General features: G+C 39.0%; 33 protein-coding genes and 1 pseudogene. All 34 read right to left on the reverse strand.

Annotated elements, in window-relative coordinates; all coding sequences use genetic code 11:
• Positions 1–94 precede the first annotated feature (94 nt).
• Positions 95–928: a DNA adenine methylase gene (locus DS742_RS05090; protein WP_117415935.1), complete on the reverse strand. Its 834-nt coding sequence runs from the start codon at positions 926–928 to the stop codon at positions 95–97.
• 15 nt (positions 929–943) lie between these two features.
• The gene (locus DS742_RS05095; protein ID WP_117415936.1) at positions 944–2,422 is read right to left on the reverse strand and encodes a hypothetical protein; all 1,479 of its coding nucleotides are present in this window, start codon (positions 2,420–2,422) and stop codon (positions 944–946) included.
• An 84-nt stretch (positions 2,423–2,506) separates the two neighbouring features.
• Complete coding sequence (locus tag DS742_RS05100) at positions 2,507–3,259, reverse strand: HNH endonuclease (protein ID WP_117415937.1); 753 nt, start codon at positions 3,257–3,259, stop codon at positions 2,507–2,509.
• A gap of 369 nt (positions 3,260–3,628) precedes the next feature.
• Positions 3,629–4,954 carry a LamG-like jellyroll fold domain-containing protein gene (locus tag DS742_RS05105; RefSeq protein WP_117415938.1) on the reverse strand — a complete coding sequence of 442 codons (1,326 nt, stop codon included), beginning with the start codon at positions 4,952–4,954 and terminating at the stop codon, positions 3,629–3,631.
• A 365-nt stretch (positions 4,955–5,319) separates the two neighbouring features.
• Positions 5,320–6,570, reverse strand: coding sequence for an Ig-like domain-containing protein (locus DS742_RS05110; RefSeq protein ID WP_117415939.1), 1,251 nt, complete (start codon positions 6,568–6,570; stop codon positions 5,320–5,322).
• A pseudogene (locus tag DS742_RS29880) lies at positions 6,568–6,621 on the reverse strand (Kelch repeat-containing protein); the annotation flags it as partial. The gene DS742_RS05110 and the pseudogene DS742_RS29880, both read right to left, overlap by 3 nt.
• A 21-nt stretch (positions 6,622–6,642) precedes the next feature.
• The gene (locus tag DS742_RS05115) at positions 6,643–7,131 is read right to left on the reverse strand and encodes a Kelch repeat-containing protein (protein ID WP_117415940.1); all 489 of its coding nucleotides are present in this window, start codon (positions 7,129–7,131) and stop codon (positions 6,643–6,645) included.
• Positions 7,132–7,366: 235 nt separating this feature from the next.
• Positions 7,367–8,353 carry an endolysin-like domain-containing protein gene (locus tag DS742_RS29390; RefSeq protein ID WP_117415941.1) on the reverse strand — a complete coding sequence of 329 codons (987 nt, stop codon included), beginning with the start codon at positions 8,351–8,353 and terminating at the stop codon, positions 7,367–7,369.
• Positions 8,354–8,440: 87 nt separating this feature from the next.
• Complete coding sequence (locus tag DS742_RS05125; protein ID WP_117415942.1) at positions 8,441–8,860, reverse strand: phage holin family protein; 420 nt, start codon at positions 8,858–8,860, stop codon at positions 8,441–8,443.
• 11 nt (positions 8,861–8,871) lie between these two features.
• Entirely contained in the window at positions 8,872–9,012 is a 141-nt protein-coding gene (locus tag DS742_RS05130) for an XkdX family protein (protein WP_117415943.1), read from the reverse strand.
• Between the two features lie 3 nt (positions 9,013–9,015).
• Complete coding sequence (locus tag DS742_RS05135) at positions 9,016–9,408, reverse strand: hypothetical protein (RefSeq protein WP_117415944.1); 393 nt, start codon at positions 9,406–9,408, stop codon at positions 9,016–9,018.
• An 11-nt stretch (positions 9,409–9,419) separates the two neighbouring features.
• A complete protein-coding gene (locus DS742_RS05140) occupies positions 9,420–10,445 on the reverse strand; it encodes a hypothetical protein (protein ID WP_117415945.1) in 1,026 nt (341 codons plus the stop codon).
• Complete coding sequence (locus tag DS742_RS05145) at positions 10,438–10,872, reverse strand: hypothetical protein (RefSeq protein WP_117415946.1); 435 nt, start codon at positions 10,870–10,872, stop codon at positions 10,438–10,440. The genes DS742_RS05140 and DS742_RS05145 overlap by 8 nt, the downstream gene beginning before the upstream one ends.
• 12 nt (positions 10,873–10,884) lie before the next feature.
• A complete protein-coding gene (locus DS742_RS05150; protein ID WP_117415947.1) occupies positions 10,885–11,280 on the reverse strand; it encodes a phage tail-collar fiber domain-containing protein in 396 nt (131 codons plus the stop codon).
• A gap of 15 nt (positions 11,281–11,295) precedes the next feature.
• The gene (locus tag DS742_RS05155; RefSeq protein ID WP_117415948.1) at positions 11,296–12,213 is read right to left on the reverse strand and encodes a putative phage tail protein; all 918 of its coding nucleotides are present in this window, start codon (positions 12,211–12,213) and stop codon (positions 11,296–11,298) included.
• Complete coding sequence (locus DS742_RS05160; RefSeq protein ID WP_341457611.1) at positions 12,206–13,282, reverse strand: baseplate J/gp47 family protein; 1,077 nt, start codon at positions 13,280–13,282, stop codon at positions 12,206–12,208. Before DS742_RS05160 ends, DS742_RS05155 begins: the two co-directional genes overlap by 8 nt.
• Positions 13,254–13,664, reverse strand: coding sequence for a DUF2634 domain-containing protein (locus DS742_RS05165; protein ID WP_117415950.1), 411 nt, complete (start codon positions 13,662–13,664; stop codon positions 13,254–13,256). The genes DS742_RS05160 and DS742_RS05165 overlap by 29 nt, the downstream gene beginning before the upstream one ends.
• Complete coding sequence (locus DS742_RS05170) at positions 13,661–13,936, reverse strand: DUF2577 family protein (RefSeq protein WP_117415951.1); 276 nt, start codon at positions 13,934–13,936, stop codon at positions 13,661–13,663. The genes DS742_RS05165 and DS742_RS05170 overlap by 4 nt, the downstream gene beginning before the upstream one ends.
• Before the next feature lie 23 nt (positions 13,937–13,959).
• Positions 13,960–14,940 (reverse strand): XkdQ/YqbQ family protein, encoded by a 981-nt coding sequence (locus DS742_RS05175; RefSeq protein ID WP_117415952.1) that lies wholly within the window; start codon positions 14,938–14,940, stop codon positions 13,960–13,962.
• The gene (locus tag DS742_RS05180; RefSeq protein ID WP_117415953.1) at positions 14,937–15,554 is read right to left on the reverse strand and encodes a LysM peptidoglycan-binding domain-containing protein; all 618 of its coding nucleotides are present in this window, start codon (positions 15,552–15,554) and stop codon (positions 14,937–14,939) included. Before DS742_RS05180 ends, DS742_RS05175 begins: the two co-directional genes overlap by 4 nt.
• A 2-nt stretch (positions 15,555–15,556) precedes the next feature.
• Positions 15,557–17,677 (reverse strand): phage tail tape measure protein, encoded by a 2,121-nt coding sequence (locus tag DS742_RS05185; protein WP_117415954.1) that lies wholly within the window; start codon positions 17,675–17,677, stop codon positions 15,557–15,559.
• Between the two features lie 67 nt (positions 17,678–17,744).
• Entirely contained in the window at positions 17,745–17,891 is a 147-nt protein-coding gene (locus DS742_RS28735; RefSeq protein WP_170313369.1) for a hypothetical protein, read from the reverse strand.
• 23 nt (positions 17,892–17,914) lie between these two features.
• A complete protein-coding gene (locus DS742_RS05190) occupies positions 17,915–18,319 on the reverse strand; it encodes a phage tail assembly chaperone (RefSeq protein WP_117415955.1) in 405 nt (134 codons plus the stop codon).
• A gap of 12 nt (positions 18,320–18,331) precedes the next feature.
• Positions 18,332–18,760 (reverse strand): phage tail tube protein, encoded by a 429-nt coding sequence (locus DS742_RS05195; protein ID WP_117415956.1) that lies wholly within the window; start codon positions 18,758–18,760, stop codon positions 18,332–18,334.
• A gap of 17 nt (positions 18,761–18,777) precedes the next feature.
• A complete protein-coding gene (locus DS742_RS05200; protein ID WP_117415957.1) occupies positions 18,778–19,791 on the reverse strand; it encodes a phage tail sheath C-terminal domain-containing protein in 1,014 nt (337 codons plus the stop codon).
• Between the two features lie 50 nt (positions 19,792–19,841).
• The gene (locus DS742_RS05205; protein ID WP_117415958.1) at positions 19,842–20,285 is read right to left on the reverse strand and encodes a phage tail terminator family protein; all 444 of its coding nucleotides are present in this window, start codon (positions 20,283–20,285) and stop codon (positions 19,842–19,844) included.
• Positions 20,282–20,695 (reverse strand): HK97 gp10 family phage protein, encoded by a 414-nt coding sequence (locus DS742_RS05210; protein WP_117415959.1) that lies wholly within the window; start codon positions 20,693–20,695, stop codon positions 20,282–20,284. Before DS742_RS05210 ends, DS742_RS05205 begins: the two co-directional genes overlap by 4 nt.
• Positions 20,685–21,035 (reverse strand): phage head closure protein, encoded by a 351-nt coding sequence (locus tag DS742_RS05215; protein WP_341457612.1) that lies wholly within the window; start codon positions 21,033–21,035, stop codon positions 20,685–20,687. The genes DS742_RS05210 and DS742_RS05215 overlap by 11 nt, the downstream gene beginning before the upstream one ends.
• Positions 21,032–21,322 (reverse strand): head-tail connector protein, encoded by a 291-nt coding sequence (locus tag DS742_RS05220; protein ID WP_117415961.1) that lies wholly within the window; start codon positions 21,320–21,322, stop codon positions 21,032–21,034. The genes DS742_RS05215 and DS742_RS05220 overlap by 4 nt, the downstream gene beginning before the upstream one ends.
• Positions 21,323–21,342: 20 nt before the next feature.
• The gene (locus DS742_RS05225; protein ID WP_117415962.1) at positions 21,343–22,515 is read right to left on the reverse strand and encodes a phage major capsid protein; all 1,173 of its coding nucleotides are present in this window, start codon (positions 22,513–22,515) and stop codon (positions 21,343–21,345) included.
• Between the two features lie 12 nt (positions 22,516–22,527).
• The gene (locus tag DS742_RS05230; protein ID WP_117415963.1) at positions 22,528–23,193 is read right to left on the reverse strand and encodes a head maturation protease, ClpP-related; all 666 of its coding nucleotides are present in this window, start codon (positions 23,191–23,193) and stop codon (positions 22,528–22,530) included.
• On the reverse strand, positions 23,194–24,486 hold the full coding sequence (locus DS742_RS05235) for a phage portal protein (RefSeq protein ID WP_205692735.1): 1,293 nt from the start codon (positions 24,484–24,486) through the stop codon (positions 23,194–23,196).
• Positions 24,444–26,198 (reverse strand): terminase large subunit, encoded by a 1,755-nt coding sequence (locus tag DS742_RS05240; RefSeq protein WP_117415965.1) that lies wholly within the window; start codon positions 26,196–26,198, stop codon positions 24,444–24,446. The genes DS742_RS05235 and DS742_RS05240 overlap by 43 nt, the downstream gene beginning before the upstream one ends.
• Positions 26,198–26,614 (reverse strand): phage terminase small subunit P27 family, encoded by a 417-nt coding sequence (locus tag DS742_RS05245; protein WP_117415966.1) that lies wholly within the window; start codon positions 26,612–26,614, stop codon positions 26,198–26,200. The genes DS742_RS05240 and DS742_RS05245 overlap by 1 nt, the downstream gene beginning before the upstream one ends.
• Between the last annotated feature and the right edge of the window lie 35 nt (positions 26,615–26,649).

Consider the following 26,649-nt stretch of genomic DNA (forward strand, 5'->3'; position numbering starts at 1 on the left):
ATGGGGGGGCCGTATGTATATGGGCCGAGAGGGTGTAGGTAATTATATTAACTACTTAAAACGGCTTAATAAATATATATATTTATTAAGCATTTTATTCAGGCATTTTTAAATTATCACTAAAAATAGCCAGTTCTCTTCCAATTTTATTGGTACCCGCACTATAATTTATATCAATTACATCTTGTTGACAATTCTGATATAGTATAGCAATTTCATCTGTATGATCATAGGTAGTAATCCAATGATGCTTTAGATTTATAATACAATCCCTTAAGTTTTTATGATCCTGAAAATTAAAAAAATTTCGGTAAAGCTGATGCCCTTTCTTTACATACGGTGGATCAAAGTAAATAAATGTATTATTTATAGGCATATTAAGTATTATATCATTTATCAAATCAAATACATCATAATTATATAATTGTATGTGATTTGAATAACTTGATAAATCCCTGATTTTAGTTATCAGAGCCGTTTTGTTAAACCTGCAATCAATAGTATAATTACTATTTTGTTCTCTACCGCCTATAATACCTCCATTTATTATTCCTGAACGATTTGTACGGTTCAAAAAAAACGTTGAAAAACCCACTTCCAAAATAGAATGTAAGTTTTGATGCAAATATATATCTTTTTGAATGTCCCACTGATCAACATTAATATCAATATTCTGTATTCGTTCACAGAATTCTTCAGTATAATTAAGAATAGAATACCAAAAGGCATATATAGCATAGTCATAATCATTAATAATGATATCATGAACCAGATTCTTTTTTAGAAGAGTTATAGCTAAACCGCAACCTCCTGCAAAAGGCTCTACATATGTGGTGTTTCTTAGATTATTTACTTCAAAAATATTCTGTATATATGGGAATAATTTAGTTTTCCCTCCTGGGTATCTTAAGGGAGATGGCGACTGCATAAATTTTTTCCTTTCTTATTGAATTAAATAGTTTAAGAAACTAGTCAAACCCAAATTACTAAAAATAGTCAATTCAATACTGGACACGGTAACAATATTAGGATGGTGAATATTTAAGTCCAAAAAATCTTTAATTGTAGAATCCTTATCAAATAGTATTCCAAATAACCGTAATTGCGTCTTATCAACAAATAACTTTTTTCTATTATTCCTACAATAACTAAGTATTTCTCCCAACGCAGGATCTCCATTTGGATTTTTTTTACTTGCACACAGGCTTTCCCAATGTTCATTTTTATTAAGGTAGTATTTAAATGCCTGTTCTATATACGCACGTAAAAGCATAGCAGTGGCTATGGGATATGTCACATAGTTTCCACCTGATGCATTCTTCGATAACTTAACTAACTCATTTCCAAGGTTTATTATCCCACTTGAACAATTATTACCTATATACAAATCTTCAAATAATTTTTTTGTTTTCACCTTCCCTACTGTAGATGAGGTTGGTAATACTACCGGGGGGTTAATTGTACCCGCTGGCATGACTGATTTAGGCGGTATTGCTGCTGTCGGCGATATTACTGTTGCCGGCGGTACTGCTGCTGCCGGCTGCATTTCTATAGTCTGCTGTGCAACTGCTGTCTGCTGTGTAGCTATTATAGGCGAAGAGATCTCCACATTACTATTATTTAATTTATACTCTTTATCTAGTCGATTAATCCAATTTTGTATTTCAGCTACCGTATTAGTGTTACGTGAAGTAATATTCTTATTATCGAGGTTATCAATTAATAAACATAGCCTCTCTATTGTACTATTTTTATCTTTTTTAAATACAAGCTCTTCATTTATGACATCGACATCATAGTACATTTTTCCTGCAGATGAATCTACAATTCTTTTCAAAGTAGTTGCGAATCTTGAATTTTTAATTTGATAGTCTGTATTACCGTTTATATAGTTAATAATATAATATGAAATATTGGGTTTGGATTGATTAGTTCCTATTTTGAATCTATCAACTGCTAGCGAATCCCATTTTACTAAACCCTCTCCAGCTAACTCTCCAGCATGACGAAGATAAGTCCAAAAATATGTATCTTGAATATTTTCATAGAGCGTACAATAATACTCATCTGGTATCTTTTTTAAATCATACTTACTCATCAATTTTTTCAACTTTTGATACTCAGGTGATTTATCTATAATAGAAATATCTTTTATTATTTTTAAGGAACATATACGCCTATTACCTTCCATTACTATATATTCCTTACTCCCTTTTTTATATGGTATGATATTTGGTAGAATAGATGGGTCAATTCCACCATTATCTAATATGCTTTTTATCATATTATATATTTTTGTAGGAATTTGGTTTACCATCGTTAATATAGCTTCTTGCTCATTTTCTACTGGGTCAAATCTAAAATTTTCGACATCAGGATGTAAATTATTTATATGAACCTTTTCATAAGTATAATTCGCCATGTGATACCTCCTCAAACATTATTATAGTTATTAAAATTGAAAAATAAAATTTTTCATTCTTCTAAATTAGATCTTATAAACCAACTATTTTAACAATGCTTCTAAATTTTCCTTTGTAATCCATGGTCTTTTTCTATGTATCATGCTATGACAATTTGAACATAGCATAACAATATCTTTTATTTTTGTTTGTTGCTCAGCTTTCATTTCAGAAATAGGCTTAGTATGATGACCTTCTATAAAATCTTCTCCAAGACTACCATATGTCTCCAAAAAATCAAAACCACATACTTGACAATACAATCTTCCATTTTTTTCTTTAAAAATTCGTTTAGCCTCATTTATTAAAGTACGATTACGTTCTTGTAGTACATGTTGACGATATTTTTTTCGTCCTTCTGGGAAACTCTCCTCATCAACCGATATAGATATATCATCATCAAATTGACTTTCTATATATTCTATAAGATCATCATTTAACCTTTGTGGTCTTTGCGGAGCACCGTTTAATCCGTGTTGACTTAAATTCATTAATGAGAGATTTTCATTTGAGGTCTTCGCGATTAGCTTAAGCCTAACGAATTTATTATTCTGGGTAGACCTATACTTTTCCTTGTCATACCAAAAAGGTTCCATATCATTTGTTTCATCAAAAGATAAATTATCAAGTGTGACTACTGTCTTATAACAAACTGCTTGTATTGGTTTTGCACAATAAATATATACAGTATCATCAGTTTCATATTTACATATCTTTGTCCAGTCAATGGATCCAAACTTTTCAAACGCCCCATAATGATTAAATGTTTCACTGTTCGCAGGAATTAACCAAATCATACTCACCCTCCATATTCAAATAAGACAAATTATTCAAAAAATTATAACCTCTATTATTTCAACACATATAAACATAAAAGGCAATACTATTTGATAAAAACATTAAAATATCAATGCAATACCAAAAATATGCAACTATTCCCCCATATTCAATATGCAATCCCGATCTGACACATTCAGTGCGCACTTCACATTAATACTAGCTTTTGGCCCTAAGCAATAACTTTCCATTAATAATGTCTCGTGCTGTGACCGCATATCCAACTGGATTAAGATAGATAATGGCTGGATAAGCATTTAGCATGTTATTGCAGAGTCTAAAAAGAATTAACCAAAAATAAAAAGCCCCAGTTTCCCAGGGCTATCAAATTAATTATTATATTCATTTACTTCAAAATTCGAAATCTGTTCGTAAGTAATATAATCTTTTCGAGTTGTGAACGAAGCTTTATTATAATCCTTCTCAATCACATAGGTTGGGCCTGACGCTCCCTTGCTATTATACCACGCAATGAAGTCATTGATTTTATCTGTGGTCATTTCGTACTCTTTTCGCTCGCCGGTTACCATTGTAATCACAAGAAGAGCTTTGTTTCCAGTTGACTGATTTGGATCGGTGGAAGCTTGTGGGGTGGCTGAGGCTTCATTTGAGTTCCAGCCTTCGCTGCCATTGACTATCGCTGTCACAACATAATAGTATGTAGTTCCATTTGTAACGCCTGTGTCTGTATAGGTAGTTCCTGTTATACCTGTCACTATTGTTGTATATGGACCTCCTGCAGTCGTGGAGCGCTTAACGGTGTAGCTTGTTGCATCGGTTACAGGATTCCAGGTTAAGTCTACTCTGGAATCTCCGCCAGTGGCTTTTAAGTTGGATGACGTCTCTGAGCTTGGAGTTATTGCTGAAGCATAAAATTGAAGTTCATCTAAGTCTCCCCAAAAATATTTATTAGCTGATAATTTATTTTTTTCTATTAAACTATAATTTTGAAAGCCTACTCCAAAAGCTGTAGTGGTATAATTTTCAGTTGAAACAGGTGTTAACTGTGAAACAGGTACTGTCATATTATCGACATATAACTTGATAGAATTTGAGTTTGTTGTCCCATCCCAAGTGAATAGAACATCGTGCCACCGCCCATCACATATACTTTCAGACGTATGTATTTCAAAATTTATCTTATTGTTATTATCTTGATTTAAAATAAATAGACTTCCGGGTTCTGAATCATTATTTAATGCTCCAATACCTATATAATATCCATTATACTTATCTGTAATAGTAGACAAAATAGGTTCCGTTATTTCATTATTTACAGATGCTGCATCTTTTTTTATTTTAAATCTAATCGACTTTGCTCCTTTTGGCATTGCCTTATAGCCTAAGTACATTTTAGTTGTATTGTCAAAATGAGCTGCTTTTCCTTTACCATTATAACCTGTCACAAAAGACATATTATAAGTACCAGCCCTACACCCACTAGCCCCACCTTCTATACCTGAATCTTCGTAAAAATATTCATATTCAGCTGGGTAACCATTTGGAGTAGCTATTTTATCTACCGGATCATTATCAAAAGTATACTCATGTACAGGCTTAACCTCATCAGCTAAAACAGTGATATGTCCTAAAAACAGTACACAAAGTGTAAAACAAATACTCGTTGCCAATCTTTGCAATGCTTTCTTACTCATACATATACCTCCAAAAATTTATCTTTTGTAATTATTGTTGTTATAAGCATTCTAAATCAAAAAATAAAGTGCAGAAAAGAAAGACATTCGAATGTAACAAATGACATATAATTTTTAAATATAATCGATTATAGTATTCTGGGAATTCGGCATTTGATTTATGTTTTAGAATGCATTAATAATATCATCTCGAATCAATCTGGACAATTGGTAACCTTGCTAAACAAATTTAGCACTATTTCACTAATCCAGGATACTGTAGCGCCCGTCCTGTTCCAGCGTGATTGTTACCGCTATTTTTTTCAGTACCATAAAAGCAATAGGAAAAAAACGGGCTCGGAATACCGGACCCGCCTTTAATCAAATTATTCTCTTACTCTTACATAAACACGGCCAATGATGTTTCCTTCTGCATCCTTTGCAGTGATTAAAACTAATCCTTTACTCAGTGCTGTGACTTTTCCTTTGCTGGTTACATTTGCTATTGATGAATCCATAGGAGCCCATGTGATATTTGCTGTGTTAGTAAAATCATCCGCTGTTAATCTGGCTGTCTCTCCAACTTTCAAATCAATTGCAAGTCTGTAATCGTCTGCATTCTCTACAACTAATACGTTTATGTAATCTGTGTAGGCGCCATCTACGCTCTTTACTGTTATTATAGTATTACCAGGAGTCAGAGCTGTCACTATGCCTTTTTCATTTACCGTGGCTACTGTTTGATCTGAAGAAGACCAAGACATTTGTGTATTAACATTTAAGTCATCATCTACACTTAATCGGAGTGATTCGGCAACCTCTAATACAACTTTTAATTTAGCTTCAGTTGCAGGAGGGGTTTGATCCGCGATAGGTTCTGCGAAAGCTTCATTGGAATCACTTATTTCTGTGCCGTTATTAGTGGCACTTACAATATAATAATAGGTTGTGCCGCTTGCTACGTTTGTATCTGTATAAGAAGTATCTGTTATATCAGAAGCAATAGTTGTGTATGGCCCTCCTGCAGTTGTTGAACGTTTAATGGTATAGCTTGTAGCTTTATCTACTGCGTCCCAGGTTAAATCTACTTTGGAATTTCCTCCTGAGGCTTTTAAGTTTGATGATGATCCTGAGTTTGGCGATATTGCATAAACTTCCATGGAAGAATTCTTAACACCACCAATAGCATATATTTTTCCATCAATTACTTCTGTTTGAAATCCAAACCTTCTTGTTGACATAGAAGCTAATTCTGTCCAGCTATCGGTAGTTGGTTCATATACTTCTGTTGATGATTGCCCAACACCACCAATAACATATATTTTACCATCTATTGCTTCTGTTTGAAAATTATACCTAGCATCAGACATAGAAGCTAATTTTATCCAGCTATTGGTAGTTGGATCATATACCTCTGTTGATTTTAGATTAGAACCACCCATAGCATATATTTTACCATCTATTACTTCTGTTTGGAAGACTTCCCTAGCATCAGACATAGGAGCTAATTTTGTCCAGCTATTGGTAGTTGGATCATATACCTCTGTTGATGTTAGATCATTTTCATTTAATCCACCAATAGCATAAATTTTTCCATCAATTACTTCTGTTTGAAATAACAGCCTAGCTGTAGACATAGAAGCTAATTTTGTCCAGCTATTGGTAGTTGGATCATATACCTCTGTTGATGATTGAACCTCATAATTAGATTACATACTTCCACCAATAGCATATATTTTTCCATCAATTACTTCTGTTTGAAATCCAAACCTTCTTGTTGACATAGAAGCTAATTTTGTCCAGCTATCGGTAGTTGGATCATATACTTCTATTGATGATTGCCCAACACCACCAATAGCATATATTTTACCATCTATTACTTCTGTTTGAAAATAATTCCTAGCATCAGACATAGAAGCTAATTTTGTCCAGCTATTGGTATTAGGATCATATACCTCTGTTGATTTCAGATTAGAACCACCAATAGCATATATTTTACCATTTATTACTTCTGTTTGGAAGCAATCCCTAGCAACAGACATAGGAGCTAAATTTGTCCAATTCTCTTTAACATTATCTGCTAATGCAATTTTATTAGTCTCCTTTGTATCCGCAAAGGTAGGAATCGGATACAAAAACAACACACTAACCATAAAACAAATAGCTATTCTTATTTTAAGCAATGCTTTTTTACTCATACATTTTACCTCCAAAATTTATCTTTTGTAATTACTGTTGTTATAAGCATTCTAAATCAATAAATAAAGTGCAGAAAAGAAAGCCATCTGAGTTTAACAAATGACTTATAAATTTTTAATATAATCGATTATAGTATTCTGGGATTTCAGCATTTGATTTATGTTTTAGAATGCTTGTATATTATCATCTAGTTTCAATTCGGACAATCGGTAACCTTACCAAACAAATTTAGCACTATTTCACTAATCCCGGATACTGCAGTGCCCCATCCTGATCTGGGGTGAGCGTCACCGGCTCTGTTATCATTTTTCCGTCAGCGTCTACTGCATAGATTTTCTCAGAGTTTGCAACAAGCTGCGACTGACACATAGCCCCGTCTGGTCCCAGGTAATACCATGCACCGCTATACTCATACCATACATTTGTGACCATCTTTCCAGAAGCATCAAACCAATACCACTTACCACCCACTTCTTCCCACTTGTCTGCGACCATATAGCAGTCCGTGTCAAAATAGTAATAGTCACTGCCTGACTGCAGCCACCTGGACTGATAAGCGTATCCATCAGATCCAAAGTAATACTTATGATCCTCAATGGTTTTAAAACAGGATTTATAGTAAGTGGTCTTCGTGTCTGCAAAGTACCAACCATTTTCATCATGGTTCCAGCCTGGAGTATATTCCGGCTGTGATGCAATGCAGGAACCATAATCGAGATTAACTGCTACGTGGTGCCCATCATAAAGCAAAATATCTCCCGGAAGCAAATATTTATCACTTGTAAGGTACTTGCTGTCTGTCAAAAGTTCAAATCCTACTGAAACAAGAGCCTTACGCAATGTCGATGTAGTGTTTGATGGATTGATAGATTTTAACTTACTGATTCCTAATAAATTTCCGGCAGCAATAACATTTGCCGCCGTTGTTGCACTACAGTCACCCTCACATGGAGTTATGATCTTAGCAGGATCCCAATTTACAGCTCGTAAGCAGTTATAATATGTAAGTCTCTGTCCTTGATCATATCCTACGTTATTATTAATTGCCGCAGCCTTTGCAACCTCTGCGGTCTTTAACCCTACATTGATATCTGGATATCGTAATACACAAGCCCAAGGACGGTTGTACCAGTTAATTACCGTATACTCTCCACCAGTCTGATCCCCTACTTTGCCGCCTGTGTATTTTCCGTTTTCATCGTGACCACAATTACTAATCAAGTTATTTTCCTCCAATCGAAAAAGGACCCAGGATCACCCAGGTCCATAAAGTTGTAATGTCACAACCGTTGCGACGGTCGCAACAAATTATTCAGTTATGTCTGCTTTCTTCTTTAATAAATCAATGGCTTCTTTAATAACGGGGAGCATGGGTATTCCCATAAGCCCAGCATTCTCCACAATGGAGATCAGCTCGTTTGCCATGAAGCCGATAATCACAGCATCTCTTATGTAATTGGTCCCAATGGCCAGATCCAGACGGTAAGCAATCAGGACAAACAGGAGGGTCATGCACTTGCGGCATAATCCTTTAAAGCCAGCTTTTGATTCCAGCGCTCCAGTTTCTGTTTTGGTACTCTTTTTAAATATCCCGGCAACTGCAAGACCCGAAAAGAAATCAATACCCATAAAAAGGACCAGGGTACCAATCCCGGTATCCCAGCCTCCAAATAGAGATGCTATAAAACTTCCTACCACTCCCACTGCTGTACATATTGAATTTTTCATTTTCAAATACCTCACTCTTTCTCATATTCTTTTCCTGTGATCTCCTGGTACTCAGCCGCCGTGATCCAGCGGTTCACTGCATCCTGCACCCAATTTAACGGCCAAGATTCAGTATCATAAAACTGTTTCACCTTTTCATAGTTTTTACTCATGATCTATACCTCCTCTTTAATGGACATCATCTGCAGGTAGGCTACCTGAGCATTTAAGTCGTTGATCTGCTTTTGAGAATCTTCATACTGCTTTTGGATAAGCATTAGGGTCTGATAGGGAACAAAAGGATGACAAGAGAAACCATGTGTAATCTTATTCCCATGTTCGTCCACTTTGCAGAGAATTTCTCCAGTATTTTCATCTCTCTGATTGCTCCCATCTTCATTAAATAACATCTCATATAAGGGCTCGTATTTATAACCACGAACACATGTATCACACAGGTTTCCGAAAAGATCAGATCTGGTTTGGTCTGTATTGAAGACGTGTTTGTAGCCATCTATTTCTTTATCCAACGATATAATTTCGTATTGCTCGTTTACATATATTTTCATTTTTCCTCCATTTAACTTAACCAAATACGATAGATTGCTCCTTCCATTTGATAAAGTTGTAATTCTAGGTTAGCCGCTATTTGATGTGCCGTTAGATCAAATCCATAAGTATATAGTCCAGCGGCATATTGTGTTACGTCCAATACGCCAAGTGAAATAAAATTATTTTGTTCGGGTTTACTATATAGATATATTTTTTTTATAGTGTTTGCACCGTTGTTAGCATACCCCTGTATATTTAACCAGTTTTGTCCAGTAAGATTAATGTTGTTGGCAAATATATGATTTAGGTAACCCTGACTGCTTGGTATTCGTGGTAGACTAATTTGTCCGGTGTCAAAGGTTGCTGTACCACTATACCACCCGCTTACATTATTCCCTCTCAAATATAGATCAGTAGGAGTTGGGACATACCCCTCAAATGTACCGACTAAACCACCAATATTGACTCCTTTTTTAATGTTTCCGGCAACAAAATTTGTTAGATTATATCGTATCCAGTTTACACCGTTCAAGTAATGTCCGTTACGAACACCTAGGAAAATTTCTCCACCTCCCCAAGTTGACCAATTTGTGGCCCACGCTCTGTCCGCAGCTTCGTCTGCTCCTTGAATCGGTATAGAACCTGGTACTTTATTTCCATTTACCCATGCGTTATATCCAGTTAAAATAGCACCAGGACCTGCATTTCCCGGTGTCTGACTTGCCAGGCTATTGGCTGTAACCTTTCCGGAACCATTATGATATCCGCTAGGGACGGTATAACTCCCACCGGCATTTAAAGCCTGACTTACAGCTCCCTGATTCACCATACTTCCTGTTCTCTTAATTTTAGGGTTCGTATTATAATAGGTTTTACCGGCTAGTACCTGACTGTCCGCTGCGTCTCCAGTAAGCTCTAAGGCTCCTTCCACAACCTCATCATCTGAATCGGCTGTTACCGCCCGCATACCTTTTAATACATCATCTTTAAGAGCTGTACATTCATCAGACCCTACCCCGATACCGCCAGCACTGGCAATACTCACTTTACCCATTTGCACTCACTCCTCTCAGATATACGCAAAAATCTTCGGTTGGCTTTTTTTCTCCACAATAAAAGGTGACATATCCATCTTCTGTTTCCCCATCAGTTATCATACCAGTCATCTTTCTTCTAAGTTTTACCGTTGCAGGTTCCAGATTTTTAGGTGTGCAAGTGCTTAATACAGGATTCTCAGTTGCTTTAATCCCTGCTACTGCTACTCTCTGGCTATAGGGAGCCGTATTGCTCCACCCAGAAGCAGGAATACTTATCTCGATAAGCTGTTCATGCTGCTCCTGCACCATTTTGTTATAAAAGGTATTGTTGAAAAGCTGTTCTATTTCAACCGCCATCTCTTGGCCATCGGCAAGCGTCTCTCTATCCCACTTCCGAATTTCCGTGGAATATTCCGGTGGATTTTTTATATTACAAAACACCATTAGTAAACCTCCTTAAAAGATTTCATCCATATCATAAATCTGGGGAATATCGGCATCTTTCCCTTTGCGCATGAATGTCCGATATGCAACCAGATCTCCATCTGAATCAAAAAGTCCCATTTCCGATATTTCTTTTCCAGTAAGCTCCCCTTTTTCCAGGGTAGCTGTATATCGGCAGGTGGTTTCCTCTTTATTTGCATAGGAGTGGGTCTCTATCGGCTTTTTTAACAATTCGCTGTAAAGTCCAATTTCATTACCGGTCGTTGCTTTGGGCTGGCCATTTTCGTCCACGCCTCCATCTCCCCAGGCCATGTGCGTAATCACCGAAAGCGTCATATCCCCGGCGTGGGCCTTACAGAACTTTTTCCTAACGGTTACGGTAATAACTCCATTTGTTGTGTCTGCCATAATTCTCATCCTTTCTTATAAAATTGATAAACCGCCATTTAACCTGCGGTCGCCATCTAATTTCCAGTTATTGCCCATCACATTCCTATTCATAACACGGACTGGACCTGCCGTTGTCTGCTCTGTAATTCCAGATGCAATAGCTATACTCTCAATGTTTTTAATATTTTCCTCTACTCCTGTTTCAAACTTAAATACCTCTGCAGAGAGCCTGATCCGTTCCGCAGCATACATAGCGGATCTAATCTTTTCTGCCTCATGGACAGCTGCCGGGACCTCAGCCCGGAACTTGAACTTTACCGGGTAAAAATCAATGAAATCTCCGCTGTCATATCCATTTAACTTACGGCTGCCATCTAGTATCCAGATATTGTCCAGATATAAATGCGGCAGGTTATAACGGGGATAAAATGCTGTACGGAAATGTATAGAATCTCTTACAGAAACCGGAACTTCGTAATTACCTTGGTATTTGCTAAAGAAACCGGCATTTAGATTGGCCGGTATCATTTCCTGAACCATTTTCTGAATGCTTTTTACAACAGACTGAGGTCGCTCTATCACCACAAGTTTTAATTCATAGGTGGAATTCCTGATATATAATTCATAATCACTTCCAAGCATGGCCATAAGCTGCTCTCTCAGCTTCTGTTCAGTATAGGGGAGTTGTTTACTACAACCAGCAAAGACAGCTGCTCGTCTCTCTTCTAAGGAACGTTTGGGATCTGGCCGGATACCCAGTAGAGACTCCCATTTCTTTAACCCTTGATAGTCTGCTGTTAATACAAATCCATCGTTCCATAGTTCCATGCATTTTTCTGATAAGTTTCTTATTTCTGTTGATTCCAGGTTGGTTATCTTATCAAACTCATTCATGTTCTTAAAAGGATCCGGTAAATAATAATTCAGATTGATTTCTCTATGGTCAGACATGGATATCACCCCTTACTGCAATCCGTTCAGAAGGAATTAAATAATTTCCGCTGACTCCATTGATACTCGTATCCAGTACGTCAAGGATTCCTGCTACATCAAGGAGTCTGCTTTCAATCCGGGATACCCTTACCACAATTTCATTAACCTCCTGCCAGGAACGATTTAATTCAGTCAGATACTCATCTATCACTCTGCTGATATCTTCCATGCACTGACTTTTATCATACCCGGTCTGATAGGTTATATTGGTAGTAACGGATACCTTTTCTGCTTCCGCTCCGGTTACCGTGACCACATGACCGATTGGAGCCAGCCCATAGCCTTTTCCACGGTTAGGATCCGGATCAATGGTATCCTGCACTGTCTGGATCAGATCGGCAGTTGGAATATTATAAGAGGAATCAACAATGACCAGTTTTACGGTTCCTCCACCATTCCAGGCAGGAAGAACCTTAACGCCTCCCACTCCGGAAATCGCAGATACCTTTTTCTTATAGTCAGCTATGTTCCCACCAAATGCCTGAGAGTTTAAGCTTTCAAAATACCGCTTTCGGAAATGTTCTGTTTCTTCCTCATCTTCTCCAGGTATTAAGACTTCGGTCAGTTCTGCCTTGGTAAGCCCTTTGATATACTCAATTGGGATCAATGTACCAAAGTTATTGTTTCCGGCGGTTCCTGGGGTTTCACACTGCATCCGGTACTCACCATTTTCCAACCGTTCTATGGCGATGTAGTTAAGCTCGTCAAGAGAAAAACGGCTGCCTATCGGAATATCCATATTAAATTCTCCCTTAAGCTCTGCATAGGAAGCTCCTTTTGGAATTACCCCTCGCTCCGCTGCTCTCCGGATTAAATACTCTCTGTCTGCTGTGTCTGCAAACATTTCTTTTAATACCGTATCAAGTTCCATATACGTGGCAGCAAGTTCCATGGAAGCTGGGGCAAGAGCGGTATAAATGATGGACCCCTCTCTCTTATCCATACCTGCCGGTACCTGGTCTAACATCTGTTTTAAGATAACCTCATAGGTCTTATCTTCAAACCTTCGTTTCCACCTCCACTTCACCAAATTTTGTGACTGCTGTAAAACTAATCAAAAGCTTATTTTCTTCTATTGTTACCTGAAAGTCTCTGATTTCATTTATATATGGATTTATCATAAGAGCCTCTTCCACCGATGCCTGGCAATCCGTTTCCAGAAACTCCTGTGTCAAAGTCTGGCCTATATACTGTTCAAGTTCTGTACCATAGTTCCAGGAGTATATCGGATGGCGGAACCGTTCTGTATGCAAACACAGCCATATCCACATCCTGACAGCTTCTTTTCCTTTAACCTTTCGGCCGGTAAGCTGTCCGGTCTCTAAATTGACTTCATACTCCACAGGTTCCGTATATCCCCCAGACTGGGCTGTTATCTTATCCAAGGCAAAGGTAGGGAGCAGACTCATAATCCCACCACCCTATCCAGAACCAGATATCTTGTTTGGCTTACTCTAATAACTGCCACTTCATCTCCTACCTGCAGAGGCTGTATGTACTGGCTCTGATCAGAATGCGATTCGCTGACAGATACCATTATGGTCAACCGGTTCAAAAGATGTTCGGAAAATATAAGATCCTCCTCTACCAAAAGAAGATCACCTATCTTACAGCTTTTTGGTCCTGTCATTGTTGCAAATTCTATGGTTGGAGGATTGTTTTTTGCTCCTTCCTCCTGCATAATTCTCACAAGATCTTCTACCCTTAACTCTCCTCCTGACTTTCCTTTTTATCCATGAGATTCTTGAAACTCAGCTCCAGCTCCATGGTATGTACCCCATCTTTGAAACTGTGTTTATCTGACTTGATCCAATATAAGCCCTTCATGCCTGTTACACGGTCCTCTACAGTGACCCCATATCCTGAAAGGCAGTTTATATCACCTATAGCTTCAACGGATAGTGTCTGTTCTGGCTGTGTCAGCATCAGATTGGCTGCTGTAGTCTGATTGACTCCCTCTTCTACCGTGTACAGTTCCTGAAAAAGTCCATACTGTTTTATTGATTCTACATCGGTGACTTCTCCTACCTGGTTTCCCTTATCATCATAGATCTTTACTTTATTGATAATGCTTTCCGTGGATTCTGTAAATGAGGATTTTGTTATATTCAACCCTTCAGATAATTTATAATTGGCTACAATGATTCCCTTCTCTACCACGGATAGTTTATTGTTTTCCAGTAAGCACATATAAAGCTTCTGATTCACTTTGTGTGCTATGGTATAAGCCTGCATGATAATGTCATAAATGGTTTCTCCCTGACAGAGCATAGATTTTATATTAATCCCAGTAGGTTCCAGGGTGCGAACAGGAAACTGTAAATCAGCAAGGACCTGGGCTGCTATAGCTTCTGCTGTCTTATTCTTAAAATTATAATTCCATTTGGATTTCAAGAGATACTGAAGGTTATCAATACAATTGACCGTTACCGTTCCAATTTCTGATGTCTTCTCTATTCCATACACCCTGCCAAAAAACAGTTCTTTTTCCTCTATCAACGAGATAAAATCTCCGGTAGCTGGACGAGGAAGGAAAGAAATATTCTCATCATAAGGTGCATTTATAATAGTAATATCGGCGGTACGTGCCACGGATTCCGTAGAGCCAGACCAATCCACGCTTTCAACCATTTGAGTGACATCATAGATTTTATTATCACTTTGTTTCCTAAGCTTTATAATCATGGTATTATCAACACCTGCCCTGGATCTATTTTGTTGGGATTGCTCCCTATGGTACTTTTATTGGCTTCGTAAACAGGCTTCCAGTCCGTAGATCCTGTCTCCTTACGGACAATGCTTATCAGGCATTCCCCTTTCACAACCGTATGTGTCCTGCCCGCTTTAGGAACCGGACTTTCTCTTACTGTAACAGTCTCCTGTGTCTGGCTCGTAAGTGATGACTCTGGAATGCTTAAATGCCGATATTCCTTCAGACCTAATGTATAGGTAATGTCCCTGGTTCCATCATTCTCTTCATAATCCAAAGTCTCTATTGCTACTTTCAATGATAGGATTCCAGTTATATGGAGCCTCATTGCCCCGTTCCTCTTCATTTTTTCTAACAGACTGATATATTCCTTTGGACGCTTAATAATGGTTGAACAAAAGCTCTCGTAATGGCAGGGAAAAAAAGAAGAGAAGCTTACCGCGGTAAGTCCTCTTTTCCCCAGAAGATTGATCTCTCCCAATCCATTAATATTTACTGTTGTGTTATTTTGAGAAGTACTTACCTGATAGGATGAAGGCAGTACTGGTATTCTTAAGCAATTTTCACCTTGTTTTAACCATATCTCCATGATTAAGTTCCTCCCATATTTACACGTGCTTTCTGTAGTTTTCTGACAAGAGCATTGGTTATCTTATCTATATCTGCATCTTCCCGAACAATGATCTGATCGGCCAGCTTGGCTATCGTGATTCCTCCTGAAGAGATTCCTTCTTTTCTGGCCATGGACACAGATTCATCATGAGGATATACCCTGCTGCCATGCGGCAGATCTATAATCTCACCGCCACGCTCATGGACCTGAGCGATTCCACCTTTCCAGGAATCCGTTCCTTTGGCAAGCATTGGTATGGTAGGGATATTCAGACTAAATGCTTTTCCTCCAAGCCCTGGTACCCAATCCGGTATTTTAATACCCATTCCATTGATTGTCTTAACTACGCTGTTAATAGCAGAAGCTACTCCGTTTATTACACCTTTGGCAATGCCTACGATGGATTCAAATATGCCAGAAAAAATAGATTTTATTCCTTCCCATGCCATTGACCAGTTTCCGGAAAAGACACCTGTTATAAAAGTGATGATTCCATCAAATATTGTGATTACTCCATGTAAGATAGGCTCCAGCTGAGTGACAAAACCAGATACGAAGCCAGTTAAAGCAGAGAAGCCAATCTTCAATCTGGCTAAAAATACAGAAGCAATAAACGTGATGACCGGCTGCAGTGCTGTCTTTATGCTTTGAATCATAGGGCCAATTTTATCAACTACAGACTTAAATTGCGGAGCTACAGAAGAAAAAGCGGATTTCACCTTTTCAATGGTGGTTTTTACCGTGGATATCTCTCCCTTAAAATGGGAAGCGAATTTTTTCACTGCAGCTTTTACTTTATCAAAATTCTTTATTACTAATATAATAACTGCAATGAGCGCCACAAGGCCTATGATGACCAGTCCAATAGGAGATGTAAGAAGAGGAATAACACCTTTTGCAAATTTAATGGCTTTACCAAGTTTATTAAAGATCATCAATCCTTTTCCTACACCGCTTACTAGCTTTCCAAATATCATGAGAGCCGGCCCTGCTGCAGCTGCAATTCCCGCAAGTTTAATAATCATATTTACCTGCGAATCGGATAGTCCATTAAAGCGGTCTGCAGCCCGGCTTACCACCTCCGTTATCTTTTCAAAAAAAGGCAGGAGCTTTTCCCCTACCTTTATTCCGGCATTCTTTACCTTATTAAGCGCTATGTTCCACCTCTCTGTAGGTGTCAGCATCTTTTCATAGGACTTTTGGGTCAGTCCGACCGCACCGTCCATCTGGTTCAGGGCTTCTGTAAAATCCCCAAACCCTGCACCTGCAAGGACGGTCATGGAATTAAGCGCCTCCACCGAACCGAAAAGCTTTGCCATAGACTGCGTATTTCCGTTTGTCTTATCTTTAATTTCTGCCATGAATTGAGCCCAGCCCACTGATTTTAAATGGGCTGCATTAAATTCAATCCCCAGCTTTTGGGCTTCTTTTTGTGCATCTGATGTGGGCTTTAATATATTGGAATAAGCTGCCTTCATGCCTGTTACTGCCTGTGAGGTCGCTATACCATTTTTTGTAAGAACCGCAATAGAGGAAAACAGGTCTTTTGAGGATACATTTAACGAATTGGCTATAGGGGTCACCTGACCCATGCTGGAAGCCAGTTCCCCAAAGGTGGTCTTACCATAATTCTGAGTCATCATCATCTGATCAGCAATGGCTGAATAGTCTACGGCTCCCTGGTAGGAGTTAAATACGGTAGTCAGACCATCTATAGATGTCGCTGTATCTGTAAAACCTGCTTTTGCTGCCATGGCTGCTGTCTTGACCAGGTCAAGGGAATCTGCGGTTTTGGCTCCGGCAGAAATCGCTTGGTATTGTGCCTCGGAAATTTCTGTAACGCCAATCCCCATCTGATTCGATAGGCTAACGGTCTGATTTCTAATTTCATTCATGCTCATGGCCGTTGTATCTGCTATGGTAGAAACCTTAGCCAGACCATTTTCAAAATCCAGTGCCATCTTTGTAGAAGCCACTCCCAGCCCCACAATAGGCATTGTTACAGCACCGGTAAGTTTTTTCCCGGTATTTGAAATGGACTTTCCTGCTTTTTCAATATCACGGGACATTTTTATAGCACTGTTTGACATGTTGGTCATAGAAGTTACAGATCTTCTCAAATTACCACTGAATTCATCCCGCAGTCTTAAAACTGCATCTATTACTCTAGCCCTTCTTCATCTCCTCTATTTCCTTATTCCGCTCTACGATTTCCCTGGCCATAAACAATCGAACAATTCGCTTATCACTCTCCAGCATATCAAAATACTCAGATGGACTCCAGCTCTTATACCGAAACAGAAGATACATCATTTGAACCTCTGAATCGGTATCAATCAGTTTTTTATTTCATTATCCGATTCTTCTCCAAATCCACTAAGCTCCGTAATAAGGTCTCCCACCTTCGACATCTCGCCGCCCTGAAAAAGGACTTCTGCCAAATCCTTTGGTGTCTTACAGCTAAAGTGTTCCTGAAGCTTTGCGTCTCTTAGATCCGGCTCCACAACTCCTTCAACGGCAAGCAGCGTATTTACTCTATATACCTTTCCAAGATCAAGTTTTCCTTTATGATCTGTCATAACAGAGCCGATTTCTGTATAGCGTTCCCCTGGAATGGCTCTGCACTTTACAGTGAACGGTTCTCCAGTTAATTGTGATAGTCTCTTAATTTCTATCTCACCGGTCGGTACTTCCTCTAATTTCTTCCGGTCCAGTTTCATTAATTTTTCTGCTAAATTCATTCTATCTCCTCCTTATATCCTGTCTAAAATTTCCCAATCCTCAAAAGTAAAAGAATAGGATTCTTCTCCATTTTTCTGCGCTTCCCAATCGGCCAGAACGGCTTTGTCCAGCTTACAATTATAAAAGGCAACTCTTTCCGCACCTAAAGCATCCGGATCAGCTACCTTTGATATAATCGTAAACGATGGAGTTTTTCCCTTTTTTAATGAATCTGACACTTTCCCCATTACTGTGGAAGAAACCTTATGTAGCTTGAATTCTCCCTTACCTTCAAGTCCGGTCATCTTTTGTCCGTCAATCAAATGCCCTACTCTTGTAATTGATGTATATTTAATGTTCAGTTCTCCCTTGCAGGAAAGCACCTCAGCCATATAATCTCCATCAAACCACAGTTCCCCATAGGTACCATTTATGACGTTATCTGGATTAAAACCTCTCATTTCGTTTCACCTCCTGCCTAAATGTAGATATTCAAGTCAATATCCTCGATTGCATCAAGAATAGATACCTTTGCCTTCAAGAACACATGAGAGCCTACATTGGCTTCTTTAATTTCCTGCTCACTCATATCTTCCACAGCAATTTTATTTGTCTGCAGATAGCTTCTCTGAGAATCAATGTCTATCTCGCATGTACCAGATTCGATAATGCCCTCCCGAATAAGCTCTGAAAAATAACCATTGATTGCAGTTATGAGCAGGCACTTATTATCGTAAGTATTTGCAAACTTACCAATGTAGTTGTCCTGAACCGTCATCCGGATATCGTCCTGAATCATATCCATTGCCTCTACAATCTTGATCTTTTTAAAGCTGTCTCCTTTTCCATTACCAACGGTTACAACACTATTGATCCCCCTGCAGGCCTTTACTTTCTCCCCGTCCCACAGGAACACGAACTTTCCGGCATTCACAGCGGAATCAAGTTCCTCTGCTGTCAGACGTGTACAGTCTGTAAAATCAGTTAATGGAGCATAGGTACAGGCAATGGTCATAGGAGTACCGGCAATGAGCCCGGCCACCCTTGCTGTGACTTTTTCCGGCTTGTATTCTGTCTCATTCTTATAGAGACTGGAAATCACATTTACGATTCCCTCTGAATCTGCCTCAACATTGGGAAGGACCACCTTTACGGTCCGTTTAGCTTTCCTCTGTGCTTTGATCCATGCAGCGATTTCTTCTGTCTTCTTATCGGTTTCTACTGAAGGAATGGACAGCCAATTAAAGACAGTGATTTCAAAGTATTTTTCCATTTCCTGATATTCTGCTTCCATGTCTTCCGGTTTCGAACTCATGATATACAAAATAACCTTTTGCGGTGTTTTCTGATATCCTCTCAGTGCCATTTCCACAAGTTCCTTATTTTCGTCACTTAACTCTTTTGGAATGTCTGAAACTGAATAAATGACTTTTTTCTGTTTTGTCTTATCTTTTAAAACAAGAGCTACTACACCACGTTCTCCACGTTCCATTGCAGTAACTCCTTTTTCTATGAATATAATATTAATCGAAGGTGCTCCCCTTATCGTTCTCCTTTCTTTAATGCCACATCAACGTTATCAATTAGTTCAGCGGCTGGCGGCTGGCAAAGATTTTCATACCAGTCCAATTCCACAGATATTTGCAGAATGTTATTATATTCTCCTACATAATCATGGTTGTAACTTCTTACGTCCAGCTTCCTGCTGCCAACACAGAACTTCATCCCAATTAATTTCCGAATTTCTTCTACCTTATGAAGCTGATCCGGTTCATTTACTGTTTCCTGGTAATAGGTAACTTTCAATACACAGGATCTTTTAGCAAAATTAATTGTTTCATAAGCAGTTGCCCCTGGTACGCACTCAATAAAAAAGTATGGCTTTTTCCATCCTTCCGTTGTATCATTTCCGTATTTTTGTATAGCAGGAAATTTATTTCCCAGAAGGCCATTCAATGCACAAATTAATTCCTGGTATTCGGTCACAGATTATTCCCCCTTAGAATCTTATCTAAAAATTCTTCGATTTCATCTGGGAACTTATCTTCATATTCCTGTCTGGTTCTTTCAGCATAATGCTTCCCTGGAACAAAACCACCTGTTGACTTCCCCCGAATGTACTTTTCATGACCGTTTTCTACCAGATGAAAATGAGGAGCTTTGTTTCTGATCTGCACTTCCGTAACAACGTGAGCCTGCTGCTCTGACCGGACCTCCCAGGATTTGGGGATAGCACGTTTCCCTGATTGATAATCTGCTGGCATCTTGGCATTACAATCATTTTTAAATTGATTTCCCAATGACCTCATTTTTTTATTAACTTCATCGGGGTGTTTTACTACTACGTTTTCAATATCTCGTTGAAGATCTTCCAGTCCCCTAATTTCAAACGCCATTCTCTGCCTCCGGTTTCTTTTCATGGATTTTTTCTGTACACATGACTTCCTGAATATATCCCTGTTCCTCTACATTAATGATACTGTTGATGAGGAACTGCCGGCCGTGATATTCCAATACATCTGATGAGAGTAAATCCGGTATATACCGAATCGTGATCTTATACTCCAGGCTATTACTGTCCTTGTAATATTCCAGATATTCACGACCTCTTATGGGTCTTATCTCTGCAAATACAGTTTTGTATCTTTGAAGTGTGCTGACTGTATTGCCTAATTCGTTAGGGGTATCCTTATACCGCATAATGGTAACTCTTTTTTTCAGTCTGCCCGGATTTATTCCCCTTCTGCCACCTCCTTAATGCTGTACTGCAGTTGGAGAATAATGGAAGCATAGGTATACGACATGCGCTTTTTCTTTTGCTCTGTAACCATAAGCTCCCTATTATCATACAGATCCTGCACCAGTGCCATAAAAAGAAGATTGGCTTTAGGATTGTTTTTGTCATACTCTCCTACCGTATCTTTGATATACAGTTCAGCCGCCTCCATGATACATTTAATCAGGTTATCATCATCTTCAAAGTCCACTCTTAAAAAACTTTTTACTTCTTCAAGCTTCATCATGAACCTCCAGATTTATTGTGTTACGCCTTGCTTGCCTTTACCGTTAGATCAGCCAGGTCAAATTCTGCATATACAAAGGCTGCACTGTCCTTAATCTTACAATCTTCTCTTTCAATAGCCCGGAAAATCGTAAGATCCTCTTCAAATGCATTGAGATCACCAATAGCTGCAATCTCAGAGGTCATAATAGACATAAGATTACGGTCAAAGAATTTTACACCTTCTTTTAAATCACCGATAATAAATGGAACCTTTCTGTGTCCTTCAGTTGAAACGTCGGAAGGCATATCTTCATTTGGTACGATAAATACCGGGATAATGGTTGCACCTGCGCATATTCTTAACTGCATGGGATTGGCTGGATCTGGCTGCAGCAAATACTCATCCTTACTGTTTTTCAGCGTATCAAGCCACTGGAGACCATCATCATTAGTGGTAATTTTTGATGTAGATTTAAACGCCTGACCCAGCGTTACATTAAGAATCTTCTTGATATCGTCCAGCCCTGTAATAGCCTGTTTTTTCTGCGTCTTTACAGTATCAAGGATAATGTTGTTTCGTGTTACCCGGCTCTCATCACCCAGCCAGGAAATCAAAGTCCCGGTTATATTAGTATCTGAATCGGAAAGAAGCTCATTCGTAACAGGCAGATAACCGGCATACTTTGAAATTTCATAAGACATTCTTTCAAACTGTGGGGTAGTCTTTGCTCCGATTTTCTTACCTTCCCCGACCTTAACAAATCCTGTCTGCTGACTGCGTTTCTTAAACGTTCTGGAACCTTTCGGTTTTGTTACATTCTCTACGTCAACAAGGTCTATTAAGGATTTCTTTGCAGAACGGTATTCATTTACCTTTGTCTGGATATCTTCTGGTACTGTATACCCTCCATCTGCAGGTGAACCCTCTGTCATGGTTACATTCTTAAATCCACTTCTGGCAGCATTGGCAAACTCTGAGGTGGAATCTTTTTTCTGGACAGGTACTGCTCCCTGTGCCTGGGGTTCTGATAACTGGCCGTCTCCATCGGGATCAATTACGTCTTTTAATAAATCAAACTGCTCCTGGAGATTCTTAAGTTCTTCTTTTGCCGCTTTTGCCTCTTCAATCTTTCCCTCATTGCTCAGGTCGATAACCTCTGTTTTCTTTGCATTAATGCTGTTTAATAATTCTAAAAGTTTCTTGTTCCTTATAGCCTCTCTTTCCTAGACCCCATACAGGTCTATATCACATAATAATTCACTTTTTTCATTTTCAATCTGGTCTTTATGCGCTCTATCAGCAAGTACCTTCTGGCGGATTTCATCAGTTAGCCGGAGTCCAGAGACATTATTTGTAAATACTGCGGAGTCCTTCGCAATCGAATCCACAAATCCCATTTCCAGTGCCTGATTCGCCGTAAGCCATGTTTCCTTGTCCATCAGTTTAAGGATCTCTTCTTGTGACTTACCCGTCTTTGCTGTGTAGGCTGCTGCCAGAGCTGCATTCATGTTCTTCAGGATCTCAGCGTTTTTTTGCATATCATGATAATCTCCGCTGGCTCCCCACATGGATACATTGTGAATCATAATCATTGCCACCGGACTTATTTCTGACCGGTTGGCCATTGCTATGACGGATGCTGCGGATCCGGCTAACGACTGGATCTTAATTTCCACATCATTCCGTCCATAAAGCATGGAGAATATCTCCTGTCCGGCCATGACCGAACCGCCTCCAGAATTGATATGTACGGTTAATATCTCACCTGGCTTACATTCTGACAGAGCAGTTTTAATATCACCCGGGCTTGTAGCTTCCCAGCCCAGCCAGTCATACATCCACTTATCATCATTGCTTACAATATCACCTTTTATATCTATTGATGCCACTTAACCTTCACCTCCCTTTTTGCGATATGCTGCTCCCACTTCTGTGAGCGGAACACAATTTCCATTCACTACAAGTACATCTCCTCCTTCTTTTGGCGGCAGATCTAACTGATTACGTCCCTCATTAGATGTATAAATGCCGTTTTTTACCGCCGATATAATTTGATCCATCTGAGACTTTGAATCCGTTCTTAAGATTACTTTCTCATTGAATTTGTAAAACAGACCTTCTACAATCTGCTGCTCAGTCTGGCATTTATAGTTAATCTCCTGCTCATATTGCGTGAGACGGTAAAGCATGGTATCTACCAAAAAAGCGAGCTGTTGAGACTCGCTGTTTGCATAGCTTGATTTTTCATAATCATTGATCTGGTTGGGTTTTATTCCAAAGGCTGCGGCTATCTGCAGAGCTGTGTATTTCTTTAACTCGTAGAACTGGGCATCTGTAAGCTTTATATTTAATGGCTGTAATGTCATTCCAATCGGAATAGCTACAACCTTTCCTGCATTTTTTGCCCCTGTCAGTAAAGAGTTATACTCCTTTTCCAAAGCCGCGCGCATCCCTTTGTCTAAATCCCCTGTATACTGTAACGCCATTGAAGCAGTCAGCCCCTGGGTATATAAGTTGTTCAAATAGGTTTGTGCTTCTCCCAAACCTCCAACCGTGGATTTTAAAATATCTTGCACCGAAGCCCCCATTATGCCGTCAAAACTGCACCAGGTTTTAAAGTGCATGACACTCTCCTGCGGAAATGTATAGGTTTTTCCTGTTTTCGGATCACTGTAACGGTAATATAGTTTACCGGCACAGCCAAAAATTCCTGCATCATCCATAAGAACACTGGTATAGTTAGACTGCATCGGCCAAAAGGCCTTTATCTTATATTCTCCTCCATACTTTCCTTTTCTTATAAATACCGTTTGGAGCCATACAAATGCATTCCCGTAATGCTGGCAGTTTGCTTCAATGGTTCCCCAGAACGTGGCTGGAGTCATAATTGGATTTGGTCGGTTCATCAAAAGCTTTGCAGTATCATCAGGCGCAGCTCTTGTCCTTCCGTCTCCTTCCACTTTATAATATTTTAGCGGTAATTTTCCCATAGTCTCTGAAAGCATCTTTAAACAAGTAAAATAGGTTGCTTCATTTATTGACTTTTTGCTTCCGTGTTTATCAATTCCCAACCATTGTAGTAAATCAGGATCACCTAAAGATACGGTCGTACTACCTTTTAACGCATTTACAGCTCCTTTTATTCTGCTCCTAAAGTCCCTTCTCGCATCTCCTTTAAAAATCTATTTAAATAATCTGCGTAATCCTCACCAAACTCATGATATAACGCCAATTTAAAAGCACACAGAACGGCGTCTACCGGATCAATGCGCTTAGTGGTTGCATCTTTATCTATTTTAATCAGTCCATTATTCTGACGAATGACCGCATTACTCATTGCGTAATTAAGAAGAGGGTTGTGCATATAAAAAATATTTTTACAATATACCTGCTCCCGGAAGCCCTGGGTTGACTCATTAAGGCTTTTCTGTGATTGGAAGACCTCTTCTACGTCGAATCCTTCATTAGATAGATCCATCATTAGCTTTGAGGCGTTGGCCGGATCAAAGCAAAGGGTCTGGATTTTCCAGTCATGCTTTTTACATTCGGTTAGAACATATTCCATTACTGCTCCCTGATCTACAATGGGTGTTTCTGTTACTGTAAGATACCCACGCTGTTCCCAGGAATCATACGGTACTTTATCTTTCAAAATATGCTCTCGCAGCTTTTCTCTTGTAGGAATAAAACTGTGAGAAAATACGATATATTTAATAATCTCTTTCCCATGTGCATCTACTTCACCACTCTGGAAGGGAATTATAAAAGCTACTGACGTAAGGTCTGTCTTTGCTGACATATCAAATCCTACATAAACAGGGCGACCATTTATATCAAGGGGTAGATCTTCTACCTCGCAGGCCTTCCACTTGGACATATCCATGTAGCTGTTTTCTTTTGCCTGCATCCAAATGTTTAGACATTTAGTCATGAAAGCAATTAACTTTTCAGGAATATCTTTGGCAATCTTCCATTCACTTTGGAGTTTTTCAAGTCCAGCAGGAAAAAAGGCTCTAATCGGATTTGCTTTTTTTAAGGTATTGATGTCGTCCGGGTCATCGTTTTCATCAGCTTCGCATATATCAACAAAGTATTCATCGTTTTCTACATCGCTACCAGTATCCAGAAGTTTTGAGCAGTAGGAATATTCTTCTGTATAGCATGGATATGTTAAATCCTTTCCCGCTGTTGTTATAATCATTAACAGCGGTTCTTTCGTTGCAGAACCAAGACCTAAATCGTAAAAATCAGTGGTCGGGTGCTGATGGTATTCATCAAGGATAAGACCTGCCGGATTTGTTCCATCCCCCGATTTTCCATCTTCTTTATTAAGCGGGCGGATGAAACTACCAGTTTTCTTATGCTTTATAATATCTCTTGTTATTCTGAATTTTGTTTTTAGTGGTGAACCTATCAGCATTAACTCACATTCATCGAAAATAACTTTTGACTGTTGTCTCTTTACTCCAGCAGTATAATATTCATATACCTCACCATTTCTTGTTGCCTGTTCTGATATTTCATTGAGGGCAACTCCCGCCTCCATCTGTGACTTTGCGTTTTTTCTTGCTACTTCTACAAATGACTTTTTGAAACGCTTATACCCAGTCTCCTTATGCCGCCAGCCATAAATCTGACATAAAAAGAATTTCTGCCATGTAGTCAAGATGATCGGCTTCTTAGCAAGCTCACCCTTGGAGTGTCTCAGGTATGAAAACCATTTTACAATTCTTTCTGCCTTTTCCTCAGACCATATGTACGGGAATCCATCTGAATCTATTCTATTCAGGTCTTTTAAAAATCTGGCACAAGCCCATTGATGCTTCTTCCCAGAAGGTATCCTATCCTCCAGGCAATCTCTGGAATATCGTATCAGTTCTTCCTTTATTGTCATTAAATATCACCGAACTCATCCTCAATCTCATTTTCAACCTTATCTATCTTTATAGTTGCTGCTTTCAATCTGCTGTCTATGGTAAGCCCGCACAGTGAAGCAAACTTACGCATCTCTTCCGCATATTTTTTCTGTATCATGATTAGCGGATTTTCTGCATCGTATTCTGATCCGCTGGCAGAGATCTTTTTGACTATTAAATCACCCTTGCTTAAATCCTTTGTAGCCTTTCGGTACATGGAGTATGCATTACAGTATCCACACAGATTTGACAGGTCTAAATTGCCTATAATTTTTATGTTTTTTAGGTCTTTTATGACCCTTTTATACTCTGATTTTGCAACTGAATCAATTAGCCAGGCAGGCGGTTTTTGTATATCTTCATCACCTGTTAGAATCGCCTGTTCTTCCAGTATTTTCCTATCCTTTTCCTCATTTGTGAGGTTGCCGG

This window comes from Lacrimispora amygdalina (assembly GCF_003432035.1).
GTDB classification, from domain to species: Bacteria; Bacillota; Clostridia; order Lachnospirales; family Lachnospiraceae; genus Lacrimispora; species Lacrimispora amygdalina.